The organism is Brucella sp. TWI559 (assembly GCF_039674265.1).
Taxonomy (GTDB): Bacteria; Pseudomonadota; Alphaproteobacteria; order Rhizobiales; family Rhizobiaceae; genus Brucella; species Brucella chromiisoli.
In genome coordinates, this window is record NZ_JBDJNE010000006.1 from 140,972 (window position 1) to 155,464 (window position 14,493).

Consider the following 14,493-nt stretch of genomic DNA (forward strand, 5'->3'; position numbering starts at 1 on the left):
ATGCGCCGCTGATATGTCCAGTTGGTGTAAAATGCGCTGACCGATGCCATGCTCGCTTGTAGCCAGTGCGTGATGATGAACGGGCGCGCGATACATTCTCTTTGCAGGGGTTCACACTGAATGCTCATTTTTGTTCTCCAGGCAGAATTGAGATCAAGTGTTTTCTGACGTGTCTTGACCTCTATGTTTGAAGCTTGCCGCGATCTTGACGTTCAATCAAACGAAATATAGAAAGGTATAAAGTCAGAAAAATTGAACTAACTTCATGTGGAGCCCACGATGACAGCGCCCGTACAGCATCCTCTGCCAATGCTTGATATAGATGTGCTGCGGACATTTGCAGCCATTGCCGATACGGGTAGTTTTTCGGCGGCTGCCAATGTGGTGTTTCGCACACCTTCGGCTGTTTCCATGCAGATCAAGAAGCTTGAAGAGCAACTGGGCGCTGCGGTCTTTGAACGGGATGCGCGTTCTGTGAAGCTGACCAGCGATGGCGAAGTGCTGCTTGGTTATGCGCGGCGACTGCTGGCGCTCAATCGTGAGGCTGTGGCGAAATTTGTCGCGCCGACAGTGACTGGGGTTGTTCGGCTCGGATCGCCTGATGACATTGGTGAATGTGTGTTGCCGCTCGTTTTGAAGCGTTTTGCAGAAACGCATCCGGGTGTTACGGTCGATGTCGTGATCGATCAGAGCGCTAATCTGCGCAAGCGTCTTGATGAAAGACGGCTTGATGTTACGCTGGTCAATCTCTCACACACAGTCCCAAGCAAAGGTGATGTTGAGATATTGCTCGATGAGGAGCTGGTTTGGGCGGGTGCCAGATGCGGCACTGCTTATCGCCGTGATCCCTTGCCGCTTTCCATATGGGAAGAGGGCTGCGCTTGGCGCGGAAATGCACTTGAGGCGCTTGAGAAATCGGGGCGGGCCTACCGCATTGCCTATATGAGTTCGCATTCTACGGGCCAGCGCGCCGCGATACAGGCGGATCTTGCGATCGCTCCTTTTGGCAAAACCTTATTGGGGGAAGGCATCGTGCCTCTTGGCCCTGAACATAATTTGCCGCAGCTTGGCCGTTATCAGCTTGGCATGATCATTAAACCCGATGCAAGGCAACATATTCAGGTGGTTGCTGATCATCTGCGTAACGTCTTTGAATCGTATCGCCGTAGCGGCCGGTTTGAGACGTTACGTTCGGGGTGGGGCAGTGTTGTTGCGTGCGGCTAAATCGCTGCTCTTGCCGGGAGGAAAAGCTACGCTAAATGACCAATGTGAGAGCCAAAATATGGCCTCGCCATCAGGACGTTGGCCAAGGCGGGACTATTGTTTGGGGGCATCTTGTTAGAACTGCATCTAAATGGAGAGACACCTATGAAGCTATCTCGTATTGTTCCAGTTGCTATCGTTCTTTGTGCTTTCACACTTGCATCCTGCGCCAATACGGTTCGCGGCGTGGGGCGCGATGTTAAGAGCACGGCTCACGCTGTTCAGGAAACCGTTGAGTGATAAAAAAGGTTCGGGTTCTCCCGAACCTTTTTACTTCTGCAAGAAGTAGCTCACCGTCATATGCTGATCGGGACGCGTTAGGTAGATGATGTTTGCAGTCTTGATGCCAGTATCGGGTGCCATGATATTTGCTTCACGCATAAGCGTGGATACACGTGCATTTGGGGCAGTATCACCAAACCACATCACCAGTACAGGTTTTGAGGCGCGTGATGCACCATAAGGTGTTTCGGGGTGGATCACTTCGATTGATGGATCGAAGAGCCTGAAATTCCCGCCAATCTGCGCGTTGTCTGTCAGGATTGTTTTAAAATCACCATCTTTGCGTATCTCTTGATAAAGGCTTTGATAATCCAGTTGACCATAGGGCGGAGTGCTAGAGCCATAGGTCAGATAATAGCCAAGAACAGGCGGTACAACGAGCGATAGCGCAATGCTAATGGCCGCGAATTCGGTAAGCGCGCGCGTGTTCCGGCGATATTGTTCAAAAAGACATGCCATGACCGCTGGCGTAAGGAAGAGCACCGGTTGCAGCCAGCGATCCTTTATGTTGCTGACGCCAGCAACGACCACGCCCACCAAAACGATCAGCATTCCCACTACGAGAAGACGCCGCATGAACGCTTCACCATTGGTGAATGGTCTGCTTGGCGCGGTGCGTTTGGAGCGATGAACAAGAGATATGATGCCCGCGATTGCAAGTACCACGACAGCGAAGAGAAAAGCTGCTTCGATGAAGCTTCCCACACCATTCAGGCGATCGAAGATCAGACTGCCGGATGCACCGATCTGAAGCTTTTCGGAACGCGCAATCACACTCGACTTGTGTGCAAGCATCCAGTTCGCTGTTGGCGTGAAGCAAATTGCAAATGCAGTGATCGTTATAAAAGAGAGCCTTGAAAGCAGGACCTTGCGATAGTCTGCAACCGATAATCCGGTGACGATCAGCATAATCACAAACAGCGATGCGTTGAACTTGCCGAGAATGGCCGCTGCCATTGCAATGCCGAGTGCTGCTGCGGAAACGGCATGTCGGTCACGCATATGCCATGCAAAAGCCAGAAATGCCCAGCCGCAACCCGCAGTGCCTGCAATGGAATGGGTCAGCGCGCGCTGTGATTCCCAGCCGATTTGCGGAATGAGGAACAGTCCCAGCATGGATGCTGAAGCGACCATACGGGAGAAGCCCAAAAGTCGCATTCCGCCAAAGACGCTCAGAAACAGGCTGGCAAGCATGCTGAATTTGACGATTTGCAGCGTGAGCATCGATGTGCCAAGCACGGAGGCTGCAATATTGGTTATCCATGTGTAGAGAGGCGGCTGCGATCCGCCATATCCCCAGTCCAGATAGCCGATATTGGCCAGCTGTTCGGCATCATCAAGGCCAGCGCCATTGGAAACAAGAGTTACAAGAATTGCCTGAAAAGCAAAATAGCAAAGCACAAAGACCACTGCCAAAGGCAGGCCAAAGAGTGACTTATTTGCAGTGTGCGCTGTGGTTGCTTTGAGGGTGGTCAAAATGCTGTTGCCCAAAATCTGAATCGCATTTCAAGAAATACGATGCTTAAATTCGATAGATCTTGGAGTCTAGCTGGCAAAATAGACCGAACGGTACTCCAATTGAAATACCTCTCACAGGATTATGGCCTGATTTCAATCACGGAAGTAAAAACTTACAATATCATCACGTATAATTTATGAATTATCAGCAACGGCAGAAAACCGCGCTGCCTCGTCAGGTGCACGGTCTTGCCAAATACGCATGGCGCTTCCACCAAACAATACACAGGCGGAAGAGACTGAAGCTCCGGTACGCAGTACCAGATCCGGAGCGTCGAGAAGGTGTAAACCGTCTCTTGCTCCTTTCTAGCGCAACATTGTTACCGGACCGTTATCAGACACTTAAGCAAATCTAAACAAGTGAAGTTTTTTCAACTTTCTTCAGAGAAAATGCATCAGGCTTTGTTTTCATCAACCGTCTTTGTTGCGCGAAGGAAGTTGATGATGCTTGAAAAATCTTCCCCTCCATGGCCTTCATTGTCGAAACGGCTGTAAAGCGCTTCTGCATGTGCGCCCAATGGTGTTGCAGCACCCGAACTTTTTGCCGCTTCCTGTGAAAGCTTGAGGTCCTTGAGCATCAGGGCTGCTGCAAATCCGGGCTTATATTCGCGATTGGCGGGCGATGCCGGGACCGGTCCCGGTACAGGACAGTAAGTTGTCAGTGACCAGCACTGGCCTGATGAGGTTGAAGCCACATCAAACAGCGCCTGATGCGAGAGCCCCAGCTTTTCAGCGAGTACGAAGGCTTCACTGACGCCGATCATCGAAATGCCCAGGATCATATTGTTGCAGATCTTTGCAGCCTGTCCTGCACCATCACCGCCGCAATGAACGATTTTACCGGCCATAGGCTGAAGCAGCGGTTCGGCCTTGCCAAAGGCATCGTCGCTGCCGCCTGCCATGAAAGTCAGCGTGCCGGCAGAAGCGCCGCCTGTGCCGCCTGATACAGGCGCATCAACAGAAAGCTGGCCGTTTCTTGCTGCAATCTGGTGGGCCTTGCGTGCAGAATCGACATCAATTGTCGAGCAGTCGATAAAAACTGAATCTTTTCGGGCATAAGGCATGATGTCTTCATAAACCGAAAGAACATGTCTGCCTGCGGGCAGCATGGTGATCACTGCATCTGCGGTTTGAACGGCGCCCGCAGCACTGGTTGCGATCTCAAGGCCATTGGCTTTCGCTTCTTCAAGATGAGCAGGCAGCAGATCAAAACCAATGACCTTATGCCCGGCTTTCACCAGATTGGCGGCCATCGGTCCGCCCATGTTGCCAAGGCCGATAAAAGCGATAGTGGCCATGATTTTCTCCCATATAGATATGTATCAGCGTCCAATCATATGGCGTGCAACAATGACGCGCATGATCTCGTTTGTGCCTTCAAGAATCTGGTGAACGCGCAGATCGCGGACAAGTTTTTCGATGCCGTAATCATGAAGGTAGCCATAGCCGCCCAGAATTTGCAGCGCGTCATTGGCCACATCAAAACCAGTGTCAGTAACAAAGCGTTTGGCCATGGCTGACCATCTGCCGGCATCATGGGTTTTGCGATCAAGCTTGCTTGCAGCCGAGTAAAGAAGCTGTCGTGCTGCCGAGAGCTCGGTCTCCATATCCGCCAGGCGGAACTGCAATGCCTGAAAGCGATCAATTGTCTGGCCGAAAGCCTTGCGCTGGCTTGAGTATTCCAGTGCCTTGTTCAGTGCCGATTGTGCGCCGCCCAGCGAGCATGCGGCGATGTTCAAGCGTCCGCCATCAAGGCCTGCCATAGCGATCTTAAAACCGGTGCCCTCGTCACCCAGACGATTTGCAACTGGCACGCGGCAATTGTCGAAAATCACCGTTCGGGTGGGTTGCATGTTCCAGCCCATCTTGTGCTCATTGGCACCAAATGACAGGCCGGGCGCATCTTTCGGCACAACAATGGCAGAAATGCCCTTCGGGCCGTCCTCGCCGGTACGCACCATTGTGACATACAGGTCAGTGGCGCCTGCACCGGAAATAAACTGCTTGGTGCCATTAAGCACATAATGATCGCCATCGCGCTGCGCGCGGGTGGAAAGTGCGGCTGCGTCGGAACCGGATCCGGGTTCTGTCAGGCAATAGCTCGCAAGCCAGTCCATTGATGTGAGCTTGGGCAGGAATGTCTGGCGCTGGCTTTCATCGCCAAACGTATCGATCATCCATGCAGCCATGTTGTGGATGGAGATAAAGGCTGAAAAAGCGGGGCAGGCCTCGGCGATTGCCTCGAAAATAAGGACCGCGTCTGAGCGCTTGAGTGCTGATCCGCCTACGTCTTCGCGAACGTAGATGCCGCCCATGCCGAGTGGGCCGGTTTCTTTTATGACGTCAATCGGGAAATGTCTCTCGCGATCCCATTGCAGTGCATAAGGCGCAACGCAATCGGATGCAAAGCCGCGGGCCATATCCTGAATGGCGCGCTGATCCTCGTTGAGTTCAAACTGGTTCTGGTCGGCAGTATCCATGGTTTCCTCCCTATGAGCACCGCATCCTCCTGAAGCGACTAGATCACAATGGCGCGCGGCTGCCAACGCTGCTTTGGAATAATGTTGCTCACTTTTGTAATAAACTGATGCGCATTTTTGCATATAAGCTTGCCGCAATCGCTGGTGATTGCCAGTGGCATAAACTTGGGATAGGCAAGCTCGCATGACACGCGCAATCATGTTTCAGGGAACGGGTTCGGATGTCGGCAAAAGCGTGCTTGTTGCCGGTCTTTGCCGTGTGGCACGCAATCGGGGGCTGAAAGTCCGGCCATTCAAGCCGCAAAATATGTCAAACAATGCAGCCGTTAGCGAGGATGGCGGTGAGATTGGTCGCGCGCAATGGCTTCAGGCTCTGGCGTGCGGTGTGCCGTCATCGGTGCATATGAACCCGGTTCTGCTGAAACCACAGACCGATATGGGCAGTCAGGTCGTTGTGCAGGGAAAAGTGCGTGGCGAGGCGCGCGGGCGTTATTATCAACAATTGAAGCCGCAGCTGATGGCCGCGGTGATGGAATCCTTTGATCTTATCAGTGAAGGTGCTGATCTGGTGTTGATTGAAGGGGCGGGGTCGCCTGCCGAAATTAATCTGCGCGCCGGTGATATTGCCAATATGGGCTTTGCCACACGTGCAAATGTGCCGGTGGTGCTGGTGGGAGATATTGATCGGGGCGGAGTGATTGCATCGCTGGTCGGAACGCATACAATTCTGGCCGAAGAAGACCGTGCCATGGTGCGTGGCTTTCTGATCAACAAGTTTCGTGGCGATGTTTCGCTGTTTGATGATGGTCTTGAGGCAATTACCCGTTTTACGGGCTGGCGATCGTTTGGTGTCGTGCCGTGGCTTAAAGCCGTGTCGCGTTTGCCTGCGGAGGATTCGGTGGTGCTGGAACGCGCAACGCGGGGTGATGCCAAGGCGTTGAAAGTGGCAGTTCCCATGTTGCCGCGCATTGCGAATTTCGATGATCTTGATCCGCTGAAAGCGGAGTGTGAGGTTGAAGTTGTCATGGTTCCGCCCGGCCAGCCACTGCCGCATGATGCAGGGCTTGTGGTTTTGCCGGGGACGAAATCGACGATTGCCGATCTGATTGCCTTTCGTGAAAACGGCTGGGAGCGCGATTTGCAGCTTCATGTGCGGCGCGGCGGGCATGTGCTTGGCATTTGCGGCGGGTTTCAGATGCTCGGCAAACGGATCAGCGACCCGGACGGTATCGAGGGACAGGTGCGCAACATAGACGGGTTGGGACTGCTGGACGTCGAAACCGTGATGGAGCCTGAGAAAGTCGTGCGCAATGTTGTGGCGCACTCACAGCTTTATGATGCTAAGCTTGATGGCTATGAGATTCATATCGGGCGTACCACTGGCCCTGATGTGATCCGGCCATTTTCGCGGATCGGTGATCATGATGATGGTGCCGTTTCTGCGAGCGGACGTATCATGGGGACTTATCTGCATGGTGCTTTCAGTGCAGATGCGTTCCGGCATAGATTTCTGGCGGGGCTCGGTGTGTGCGGTTCAGGTGGGAACTATCGCGAAAGCATTGAAACCGCGCTTGATGAACTGGCTGATGGCCTTGAGTCCTGCCTTGATATTGACGGGTTGTTTGCACTCGATTGACGCCGCAACAGTGAACGCCTAATGTCACTTTATGCAATAGGTCTTTGCCGGAACGAATCCCGGCGATACCAAAAAGGGAATGCGACCGACGGACCCAATCCGGGCGTCTTTATCGCAGCCGACCCCGCGACTGTAGAGCGGAGAGGGATGAGGCAAGCCGGGCAACCGGCAACCACTGGAAACATCAGCGTTTCTGGGAAGGTGCATCACTCCCCACGACCCGTGAGCCAGGAGACCTGCCTGTTGCGTGAAGGACATTATGTCCGCACCCCCTGGGAGGTTTTCCCTGCTGCCTGCACGGAGGTTGTCATGGCTGCGCGTAACGAAAATTCACTTTCCAATACACTCCCTCTCTCCCTTGCTGCTCGTCTTGGAACGGCAGTGGTGTCGCTCATGCTCGGCGCATTTCTGATTTACGGCGTTGGGATAGCCCATTCTGATATGCTGCATGATTCGGCGCATGACACGCGTCATTCATACGGTTTTCCCTGCCACTAAGCCTTTAGCTTTTAAAACAGGAAATAAGCAGCGCTCGATGGGGGACAATCATCGAAGCGGGATTGCTGTTGAGGGAATGAAATGTTGATCCGTTATCTTCTGGCCACGCTTGCTGCTGGCCTTCTGGCAGGGCTTCTCGTGACGCCTGCCATGTATTTGAAAACCGTTCCGTTGATCATTCAGGCGGAAACTTATGAAGACGCCGGTGGCGGTCATAGCCATGGTGACGCCGAAGCGGCTGCGCCACACGACCATGCTGCGGTGGCTGCCAGTGATGGCGAAGAAGAAGAGGGCGCTGAACTGCCGTTTGGTCGTCTTGGCAACACATTGCTTGCCAATCTCGTGGCCGGTGCAGGTTTTGCCCTGCTTCTGGGTGGGGTTGCGCTTCTTCTCGGTCGCCGTATTACACCGCAGAATGGTATCCTCTGGGGGATAGCCGGCTTTTTTGCGGTCGCTTTCCTGCCAGCTTTAGGGCTTTCGCCGGAATTGCCTGCGATGCCTGCCGCCGACCTGGCGCAGCGTCAGCTCTGGTGGATCTTGACCGTGGTGTTGAGTGGTGTCGGCATCTATCTGCTGGTTTTGCGTGCTGAGATTGTTTCTAAAATCCTTGGACTGGTGCTGATTATCGCCCCACATCTTTATGGTGCACCGCATCCGCACGATATTGCCTCACCAATTCCAGCGCTGCTTGCTTCGCAATATGCCGTCGCATCGCTCGCAACAAACCTGTTCATGTGGGCAGTGATTGGTCTTGCGCTGGGCTGGTTTATTCAGGCCTATGCAAAGTCGGATATTGAAGGCTGATAGGCATGGCTCTGCCACGAAATGAAAATGCAAAAATCACGTTCGTTCTTGGCGGAGCCCGATCCGGTAAGTCGTCTTATGCGGAGAAACTGGTTGAAGGCTCAGGTCTTCAACCCGTCTATCTTGCGACAGGGCGCGCATTCGACAAAGAAATGGAAAGCCGCATCTCCATTCACCGCGATCGTCGCGGGCGTGAATGGCAGACGGTGGAGGAGCCGCTCGACCTTGTGGGCGCGCTTGAAAAATGCGTGCGGCATGACCGCTTTGTGCTGGTCGATTGCTTGACGCTCTGGGTCACCAATCTGATGATGGCAGAGCAGAATATTGCTTCTGAAACTGAGACGCTGATAGCGGCATTGCCTGAGCTTTCAGGGCCGGTTGTTTTCGTTTCCAACGAAGTTGGTTTAGGCATTGTGCCGGAAAATCGGATGGCGCGCGCGTTTCGCGATTCAGCCGGGTTTTTGCATCAGGCTGTGGCATCAGTGGCAGATGAAGTTTATTTCATGGCGGCAGGTCTGTCGCTCAAAATGAAGGGTTAATTTGATGCAGGGACAGAAAATTCCAGCAACGGTGATCACCGGATTCTTAGGTTCCGGCAAGACGACACTGATCCGTAATCTGCTGGAAAATGCCAATGGCAAGCGTATTGCGCTTATCATCAATGAGTTTGGCGATCTGGGCGTCGATGGTGGAATTCTCAAAGGCTGCGGCATTGAAAGCTGCCGTGAGGAAGACGTGATCGAACTCAACAATGGCTGCATCTGCTGCACCGTTGCTGATGATTTCATTCCGACCATGACCAAGCTTTTGGACCGTGCGGACCGCCCCGATCATATTGTGATTGAGACATCCGGTTTGGCACTGCCGCAGCCGCTGGTCGCAGCTTTCAACTGGCCTGAAATCAAGACGCAGGTAACAGTCGATGGCGTGGTGACGGTTATCGATGCCGCTGCCGTTGCCGAAGGTCGTTTTGCGGATGACCACGATAAGGTTGATGCACAGCGCGCAGCGGACGAATCTCTTGATCATGAAAGCCCTTTAGAGGAACTTTTTGAGGATCAGATTCATGCAGCTGACCTGATTGTTCTCAATAAGGCCGATCTCGTTGATCCGTCGAAACTCGATAGCGTGAAGGCCGATGTGGCTGAACGCTCAACGCGTCGCGTCAACATGGTGCCCGCAAGCTTTGGCAAGCTTGGTGCAGACGTATTGCTCGGCCTTGGAGTGGGGACGGAAGACGATATTGCCAACCGCAAGTCGCATCATGAAATCCATCATGCCGATGGCCATGAGCATGATCACGATGAGTTTGAAAGCTTTGTCGTTGAAGCAGGCTCGGTTACCGATCCGAAGGCATTTACCGAGAAGCTCAAGGCGGTGATTGCTGCACACGATGTTCTGCGTCTCAAAGGCTTTGTCGATGTGCCGGGCAAGCCGATGCGTCTGGTTGTGCAGGCCGTTGGCCCGCGTATTGAGCATTATTTCGACCGCCCATGGGGTAAGGATGAAGTGCGCAATACGCGTCTTGTCGTCATTGGTCTGCATGAGATCGATGAACAGGCGATCACCAAAGCCGTGAAAGATGCGACCTCGTAATGCATCTCTTACTTGCCCAGAAGGGAACGATCAGCGACGGCAATGAGGCCGTCGACCTCGGTCAGACGCCGGGCGATATCTTGTTCCTTTCCGCCGCCGATACGGAATTGGCCAGTCTTTCTCACGCCTACAAGCTTGTGAAAGAAGGGCCAAGTCTGCGGCTCGCCAATTTCCTGAGCCTGACACATCCCATGTCGGTCGATGCTTATATTGAGCGCACGGCACAACATGCGAAGCTTATTGTTGTACGGATTATTGGTGGCGAGACCTATTGGCCTTATGGGCTTGAGGCGCTTCATGCCTGTGCTGTTTCGCTCGGCATTAAAATTGCGGTGTTGCCAGGTGATGATAAGCCTGATTATGGGCTTGAACGGTTCTCCACCATTTCCGCACCGGAGCGCGATGCGCTCTGGCAATATTTAATTGAGGGCGGGGCTGCCAATACATCGCGCTTTCTCAATTATTGCACAGCATTGATTGATGAGAGCGAGAAACCGGAAGAGGCGGCACCGCTTCTCAAAGCCGGGCTGTGGTGGCCAAATATGGCAACGCCATCGCTCGATCTCATCCGTAAGCAATGGCAGGACGCTGATGCACCTGCTGCGGCAATCATTTTTTATCGGGCGCTTGTGCAAAGCGGACAGACGCAGCCGGTTGAAGCACTGATCAGTGCATTGCAGGCAAAGGGACTAAATCCGGTTCCGATCTTTGTTTCCAGCCTCAAGGACAGGCTTTCAGCAGCAGTGGTTGATGGCCTGTTTGACGATTGCCAGCCGGACATTGTGCTCAATGCAACCGGCTTTGCGATTTCGTCACCGGGTGCGGAGCGTAAACCGACCGTGCTGGATAAGCGCGGCAATATGGTTTTGCAGGTGATTTTTTCCGGTACGCCAAAAGCCACATGGGAAGCATCGCAGCAGGGTTTGCTGGCGCGCGATCTTGCGATGAATGTCGCGCTGCCTGAAATTGATGGCCGCGTGCTGTCGCGTGCAGTGTCTTTCAAATCGGCAAAGCAATTCGATAGCACTGTTGAAGCCAATATCGTTACCCACGAGCCGGATTTGGGTCGCGTGGCTTTTGTCGCTGAATTGGCGGCAAACTGGGTGCGCCTTAAGCGTAAAAAGCCAGAAGAGCGCCGTGTGGCGCTGATCCTTGCCAATTATCCGAACCGTGATGGCAGGCTGGGCAATGGCGTCGGGCTTGATACGCCTGCCGGAACAGTGGAAGTGCTGCGCGCCATGGCGGGCGAGGGGTATCCGGTTGGTGACGTTCCTGCCGATGGCGATGCTTTCATTCGGCTTTTGATGGCTGGCCCAACCAATGCGGCGCGTGATGGGCGTGTCATCCGTGAAGTCATTTCTTTGAATCAATACAAGGCTTTCTTTGCAAAGCTTCCGAATATGATTCAGGAGGAAATTGAAACCCGTTGGGGTGGGCCGGAAAATGATCCGTTCTTTGATAAGAGGCTTGAAGGTTTTGCGCTGCCGCTGATGCGCTTTGGCGAAACAATAGCCGGTATTCAGCCTGCACGTGGTTATAACATAGATCCGAAAGAGACCTATCACTCGCCTGATTTGGTGCCGCCGCATGGGTATATCGCGTTCTATGCTTATCTGCGCGATGTGGCGAAGATCGATGCTATCGTGCATATGGGCAAGCATGGCAATCTGGAATGGCTGCCGGGTAAAGCCTTAGCGCTGTCGGAAAACTGTTATCCTGAAGCTGTTTTCGGTCCAACGCCGCATGTCTATCCGTTCATCGTCAATGACCCGGGTGAAGGCACGCAGGCAAAGCGCCGTGCGGGTGCTGTGATCATCGATCACCTGACACCGCCGTTAACGCGCGCTGAAAGCTACGGTCCGCTCAAGGATCTCGAAGCATTGGTCGATGAATATTACGAGGCTTCGGGCGTTGATCCGCGTCGCCTGTTGCGGTTGAAAGTGCAGATCCTTGATCTGGTACGCGATATTGGTCTCGACCGCGATGCGGGTATTCATGACCATGATGATGAAGATATGGCGTTGCAAAAGCTTGATGCCTATCTTTGTGATCTCAAGGAAATGCAGATCCGCGATGGGTTGCATATTTTTGGTCTGGCCCCTCAAGGGCGCTTGCTCACCGATTTGCTGGTGGCACTGGCGCGTGTTCCACGCGGTATTCCCGTTGCGCTGGGTGGCTTGCCGGGCGAGCAGAGCCTGCAGCGCGCTATCGCCAGAGACGCAGGCCTTGGCGAAGAGTTTGATCCGCTCGATTGTGCAATGGCCGAACCCTGGACTGGGGCGAAGCCTGAATTGCTGGTAGGTGCAAGTCCTGCAAGTTGGCGTATTGCTGGTGATACGGTCGAGCGTATCGAATTGCTGGCTGCGCAGTTTGTTGAGGGCGAAGTCGAGTGTCCGGCAGATTGGACACAGACCAATGCCGTGCTGCAGTCGATTAATGATCATTTGCGCCCCATGGTGAGCGCGTGTGGACCTTCGGAGATTGAAGGTTTTCTATCCGCTATTTCAGGACAGTTTGTGCCGCCGGGTCCGTCGGGTGCGCCAACGCGTGGGCGTCCAGATGTCTTGCCGACCGGGCGCAATTTCTTTTCGACCGATAGCCGTGCCGTGCCAACACCAGCGGCGTGGGAGCTGGGCCGCAAATCAGCGGAACTGCTGATCACCCGTTACACGCAGGATCATGGCGAGTGGCCGACCTCATTTGGTCTGACCGCATGGGGCACATCCAACATGCGCACTGGCGGTGATGATATTGCGCAGGCGTTGGCGCTGATCGGTGTAAAACCCTTATGGGATATGGCTTCGCGTCGAGTCACCGGGTACGAGATCGTGCCGATTGCCAAGCTTGGTCGTCCGCGCGTGGATGTGACGCTGCGCATTTCCGGCTTTTTCCGTGATGCTTTCCCGGAACAGATTGCACTGTTTGACAAGGCCGTGCGAGCTGTGGGTGCGCTTGATGAAGAGACGGAAGATAATCCGATTGCTAGCCGCATAAAGACCGAACAGGCGCGTCTTATCGCAACGGGTGCGGATGAAAAGACCGCCGAACGTCGCGCGGGCTATCGCGTCTTCGGTTCAAAACCGGGTGCTTATGGCGCTGGCTTGCAGGCACTGATGGATGAGAATGGTTGGGCTGGGCGCAATGATCTGGCGGAAGCCTGGCTTGTCTGGGGCGGCTATGCCTATGGTGCAGGCGAAGAGGGCCAAGCGGAGCGCGGGCTTCTTGAAGAACGGCTTCGCTCTGTGCAGGCGGTGGTGCAAAATCAGGATAACCGCGAGCACGATCTGCTCGACAGCGATGATTATTATCAGTTTGAAGGTGGCATGGCTGCAACGGTTGAAAAACTGACGGGCGCGATGCCGACCGTCTATCACAACGATCATTCGAAGCCTGAAAAGCCGGTGATCCGCACACTTGAAGAAGAGCTTGCGCGCGTTGTGCGCGGTCGTGCGGCCAATCCCAAGTGGATCGCTGGCGTTATGCGCCACGGCTACAAGGGCGCTGCGGAAATTGCAGCCACGGTTGATTATCTTTTCGCTTTCGCGGCGACCACCGGCAAAGTCGGTAACCATCACTTCGAAGCAGTCTATCAGGCCTATATTGCCGATAGAGCAGTGCATGATTTCATGCTTGATAAAAATCCGGCGGCACTCGCCGAAACAGCATCCAAACTCAACGATGCGATTGAACGCGGCTTCTGGGTGCCGCGTTCCAATTCAGCGCGGTTTGAGCTCGAAAATCTTATGAAAATGATTCCGGAAAGGGCATTAAATGGCTGAGAAATCTGCAAAACTTCTTTCAATGACGGAAGAGGAATTGAATGCCCGCCATGCAGATAAGATGCGCAAGAAGAAAGCGGCGCGCGACAAGATTCAAGCCACCAAGACCGACGAAAAAGGCCTTGTGATTGTTCATACAGGCAAGGGAAAAGGCAAATCAACGGCTGGTTTCGGCATGGTTTTCCGCGCCCTTGGTCACGGCATGAAGGTTGGCGTCGTGCAGTTCGTTAAAGGCTCATGGGATACTGGCGAGCGGTGGGTGCTGGAGAAATTCCCTGAACAGGTGACGATTTCCGCACTTGGCGAGGGCTTTACGTGGGAAACACAGGATCGCGCCCGCGATATTGCCATGGCCCGTGACGCTTGGGAGCAAGCCAAAGCCATGATCCTTGATGAAAGCTACGATATGGTGCTCTGCGACGAACTCAACATCGTGCTGCGCTATGATTACCTGCCTGTTGAAGAGGTAATCGAAGTGCTTGCCGCTAAACCTGAGATGAAGCATGTCATCATTACGGGCCGTAATGCCAAGGACGAGCTGATTGACGCTGCCGATCTCGTTACCGAGATGGAATTGATCAAGCATCCTTTCCGTTCAGGTGTGAAGGCACAGAAGGGAATTGAATTCTGACATTAT

The 14,493-nt window shown here is 53.8% G+C and carries 12 protein-coding genes and 1 riboswitch; of the genes, 9 read left to right on the forward strand and 3 right to left on the reverse strand.

Translation table 11 applies throughout. The features are described from left to right. Positions 1–279 precede the first annotated feature (279 nt). Entirely contained in the window at positions 280–1,224 is a 945-nt protein-coding gene (locus ABE530_RS10055) for a LysR family transcriptional regulator (protein ID WP_499694413.1), read from the forward strand. A 144-nt stretch (positions 1,225–1,368) separates the two neighbouring features. Then, positions 1,369–1,503 (forward strand): entericidin A/B family lipoprotein, encoded by a 135-nt coding sequence (locus ABE530_RS10060; RefSeq protein WP_094539832.1) that lies wholly within the window; start codon positions 1,369–1,371, stop codon positions 1,501–1,503. 30 nt (positions 1,504–1,533) lie between these two features. Here the strand turns inward: ABE530_RS10060 and ABE530_RS10065 are convergent, their stop codons facing one another. From ABE530_RS10065 to ABE530_RS10075, 3 genes are all read right to left on the reverse strand, one after another. Beyond that, on the reverse strand, positions 1,534–3,021 hold the full coding sequence (locus ABE530_RS10065; protein WP_265985334.1) for a glycosyltransferase family protein: 1,488 nt from the start codon (positions 3,019–3,021) through the stop codon (positions 1,534–1,536). A 437-nt stretch (positions 3,022–3,458) separates the two neighbouring features. Continuing rightward, complete coding sequence (gene mmsB / locus ABE530_RS10070) at positions 3,459–4,361, reverse strand: 3-hydroxyisobutyrate dehydrogenase (protein ID WP_499694414.1); 903 nt, start codon at positions 4,359–4,361, stop codon at positions 3,459–3,461. 24 nt (positions 4,362–4,385) lie between these two features. Further along, positions 4,386–5,543, reverse strand: a complete 1,158-nt coding sequence (locus ABE530_RS10075) for an isobutyryl-CoA dehydrogenase (protein WP_499694415.1) — start codon at positions 5,541–5,543, stop codon at positions 4,386–4,388. A 184-nt stretch (positions 5,544–5,727) separates the two neighbouring features. Between ABE530_RS10075 and ABE530_RS10080 the strand changes: the two genes are divergently transcribed. The 7 genes from ABE530_RS10080 to cobO all read left to right on the forward strand — a co-directional run bounded on the left by ABE530_RS10080 (position 5,728) and on the right by cobO (position 14,487). Beyond that, positions 5,728–7,179: a cobyric acid synthase gene (locus tag ABE530_RS10080; protein WP_499694416.1), complete on the forward strand. Its 1,452-nt coding sequence runs from the start codon at positions 5,728–5,730 to the stop codon at positions 7,177–7,179. A gap of 21 nt (positions 7,180–7,200) precedes the next feature. Beyond that, positions 7,201–7,437, forward strand: a riboswitch (cobalamin riboswitch). 51 nt (positions 7,438–7,488) lie between these two features. Then, the gene (locus ABE530_RS10085; RefSeq protein ID WP_265985329.1) at positions 7,489–7,677 is read left to right on the forward strand and encodes a CbtB domain-containing protein; all 189 of its coding nucleotides are present in this window, start codon (positions 7,489–7,491) and stop codon (positions 7,675–7,677) included. A gap of 81 nt (positions 7,678–7,758) precedes the next feature. Then, a complete protein-coding gene (locus tag ABE530_RS10090) occupies positions 7,759–8,481 on the forward strand; it encodes a CbtA family protein (RefSeq protein ID WP_499694417.1) in 723 nt (240 codons plus the stop codon). Between the two features lie 5 nt (positions 8,482–8,486). Next, positions 8,487–9,020 (forward strand): bifunctional adenosylcobinamide kinase/adenosylcobinamide-phosphate guanylyltransferase, encoded by a 534-nt coding sequence (gene cobU, locus ABE530_RS10095; RefSeq protein WP_499694418.1) that lies wholly within the window; start codon positions 8,487–8,489, stop codon positions 9,018–9,020. A gap of 4 nt (positions 9,021–9,024) precedes the next feature. Further along, the gene (cobW, locus tag ABE530_RS10100; RefSeq protein ID WP_499694419.1) at positions 9,025–10,077 is read left to right on the forward strand and encodes a cobalamin biosynthesis protein CobW; all 1,053 of its coding nucleotides are present in this window, start codon (positions 9,025–9,027) and stop codon (positions 10,075–10,077) included. Further along, positions 10,077–13,856 carry a cobaltochelatase subunit CobN gene (gene cobN / locus ABE530_RS10105; protein WP_499694420.1) on the forward strand — a complete coding sequence of 1,260 codons (3,780 nt, stop codon included), beginning with the start codon at positions 10,077–10,079 and terminating at the stop codon, positions 13,854–13,856. The genes cobW and cobN overlap by 1 nt, the downstream gene beginning before the upstream one ends. Continuing rightward, positions 13,849–14,487 carry a cob(I)yrinic acid a,c-diamide adenosyltransferase gene (cobO, locus tag ABE530_RS10110; RefSeq protein WP_265985324.1) on the forward strand — a complete coding sequence of 213 codons (639 nt, stop codon included), beginning with the start codon at positions 13,849–13,851 and terminating at the stop codon, positions 14,485–14,487. Before cobN ends, cobO begins: the two co-directional genes overlap by 8 nt. Positions 14,488–14,493 lie beyond the last annotated feature (6 nt).

What these genes read in the sequence shown, in the direction of transcription:
- cobW (WP_499694419.1), top strand. Translation starts at nt 9,025, where the DNA reads ATGCAGGGACAGAAAATTCCAGCAACGGTGATCACCGGATTCTTAGGT.
- cobN (WP_499694420.1), top strand. Translation starts at nt 10,077, where the DNA reads ATGCATCTCTTACTTGCCCAGAAGGGAACGATCAGCGACGGCAATGAG.
- cobU (WP_499694418.1), top strand. Translation starts at nt 8,487, where the DNA reads ATGGCTCTGCCACGAAATGAAAATGCAAAAATCACGTTCGTTCTTGGC.
- cobO (WP_265985324.1), top strand. Translation starts at nt 13,849, where the DNA reads ATGGCTGAGAAATCTGCAAAACTTCTTTCAATGACGGAAGAGGAATTG.
- ABE530_RS10060 (WP_094539832.1), top strand. Translation starts at nt 1,369, where the DNA reads ATGAAGCTATCTCGTATTGTTCCAGTTGCTATCGTTCTTTGTGCTTTC.
- ABE530_RS10085 (WP_265985329.1), top strand. Translation starts at nt 7,489, where the DNA reads ATGGCTGCGCGTAACGAAAATTCACTTTCCAATACACTCCCTCTCTCC.
- ABE530_RS10075 (WP_499694415.1), bottom strand. Translation starts at nt 5,543, where the DNA reads ATGGATACTGCCGACCAGAACCAGTTTGAACTCAACGAGGATCAGCGC.
- mmsB (WP_499694414.1), bottom strand. Translation starts at nt 4,361, where the DNA reads ATGGCCACTATCGCTTTTATCGGCCTTGGCAACATGGGCGGACCGATG.
- ABE530_RS10080 (WP_499694416.1), top strand. Translation starts at nt 5,728, where the DNA reads ATGACACGCGCAATCATGTTTCAGGGAACGGGTTCGGATGTCGGCAAA.
- ABE530_RS10090 (WP_499694417.1), top strand. Translation starts at nt 7,759, where the DNA reads ATGTTGATCCGTTATCTTCTGGCCACGCTTGCTGCTGGCCTTCTGGCA.
- ABE530_RS10055 (WP_499694413.1), top strand. Translation starts at nt 280, where the DNA reads ATGACAGCGCCCGTACAGCATCCTCTGCCAATGCTTGATATAGATGTG.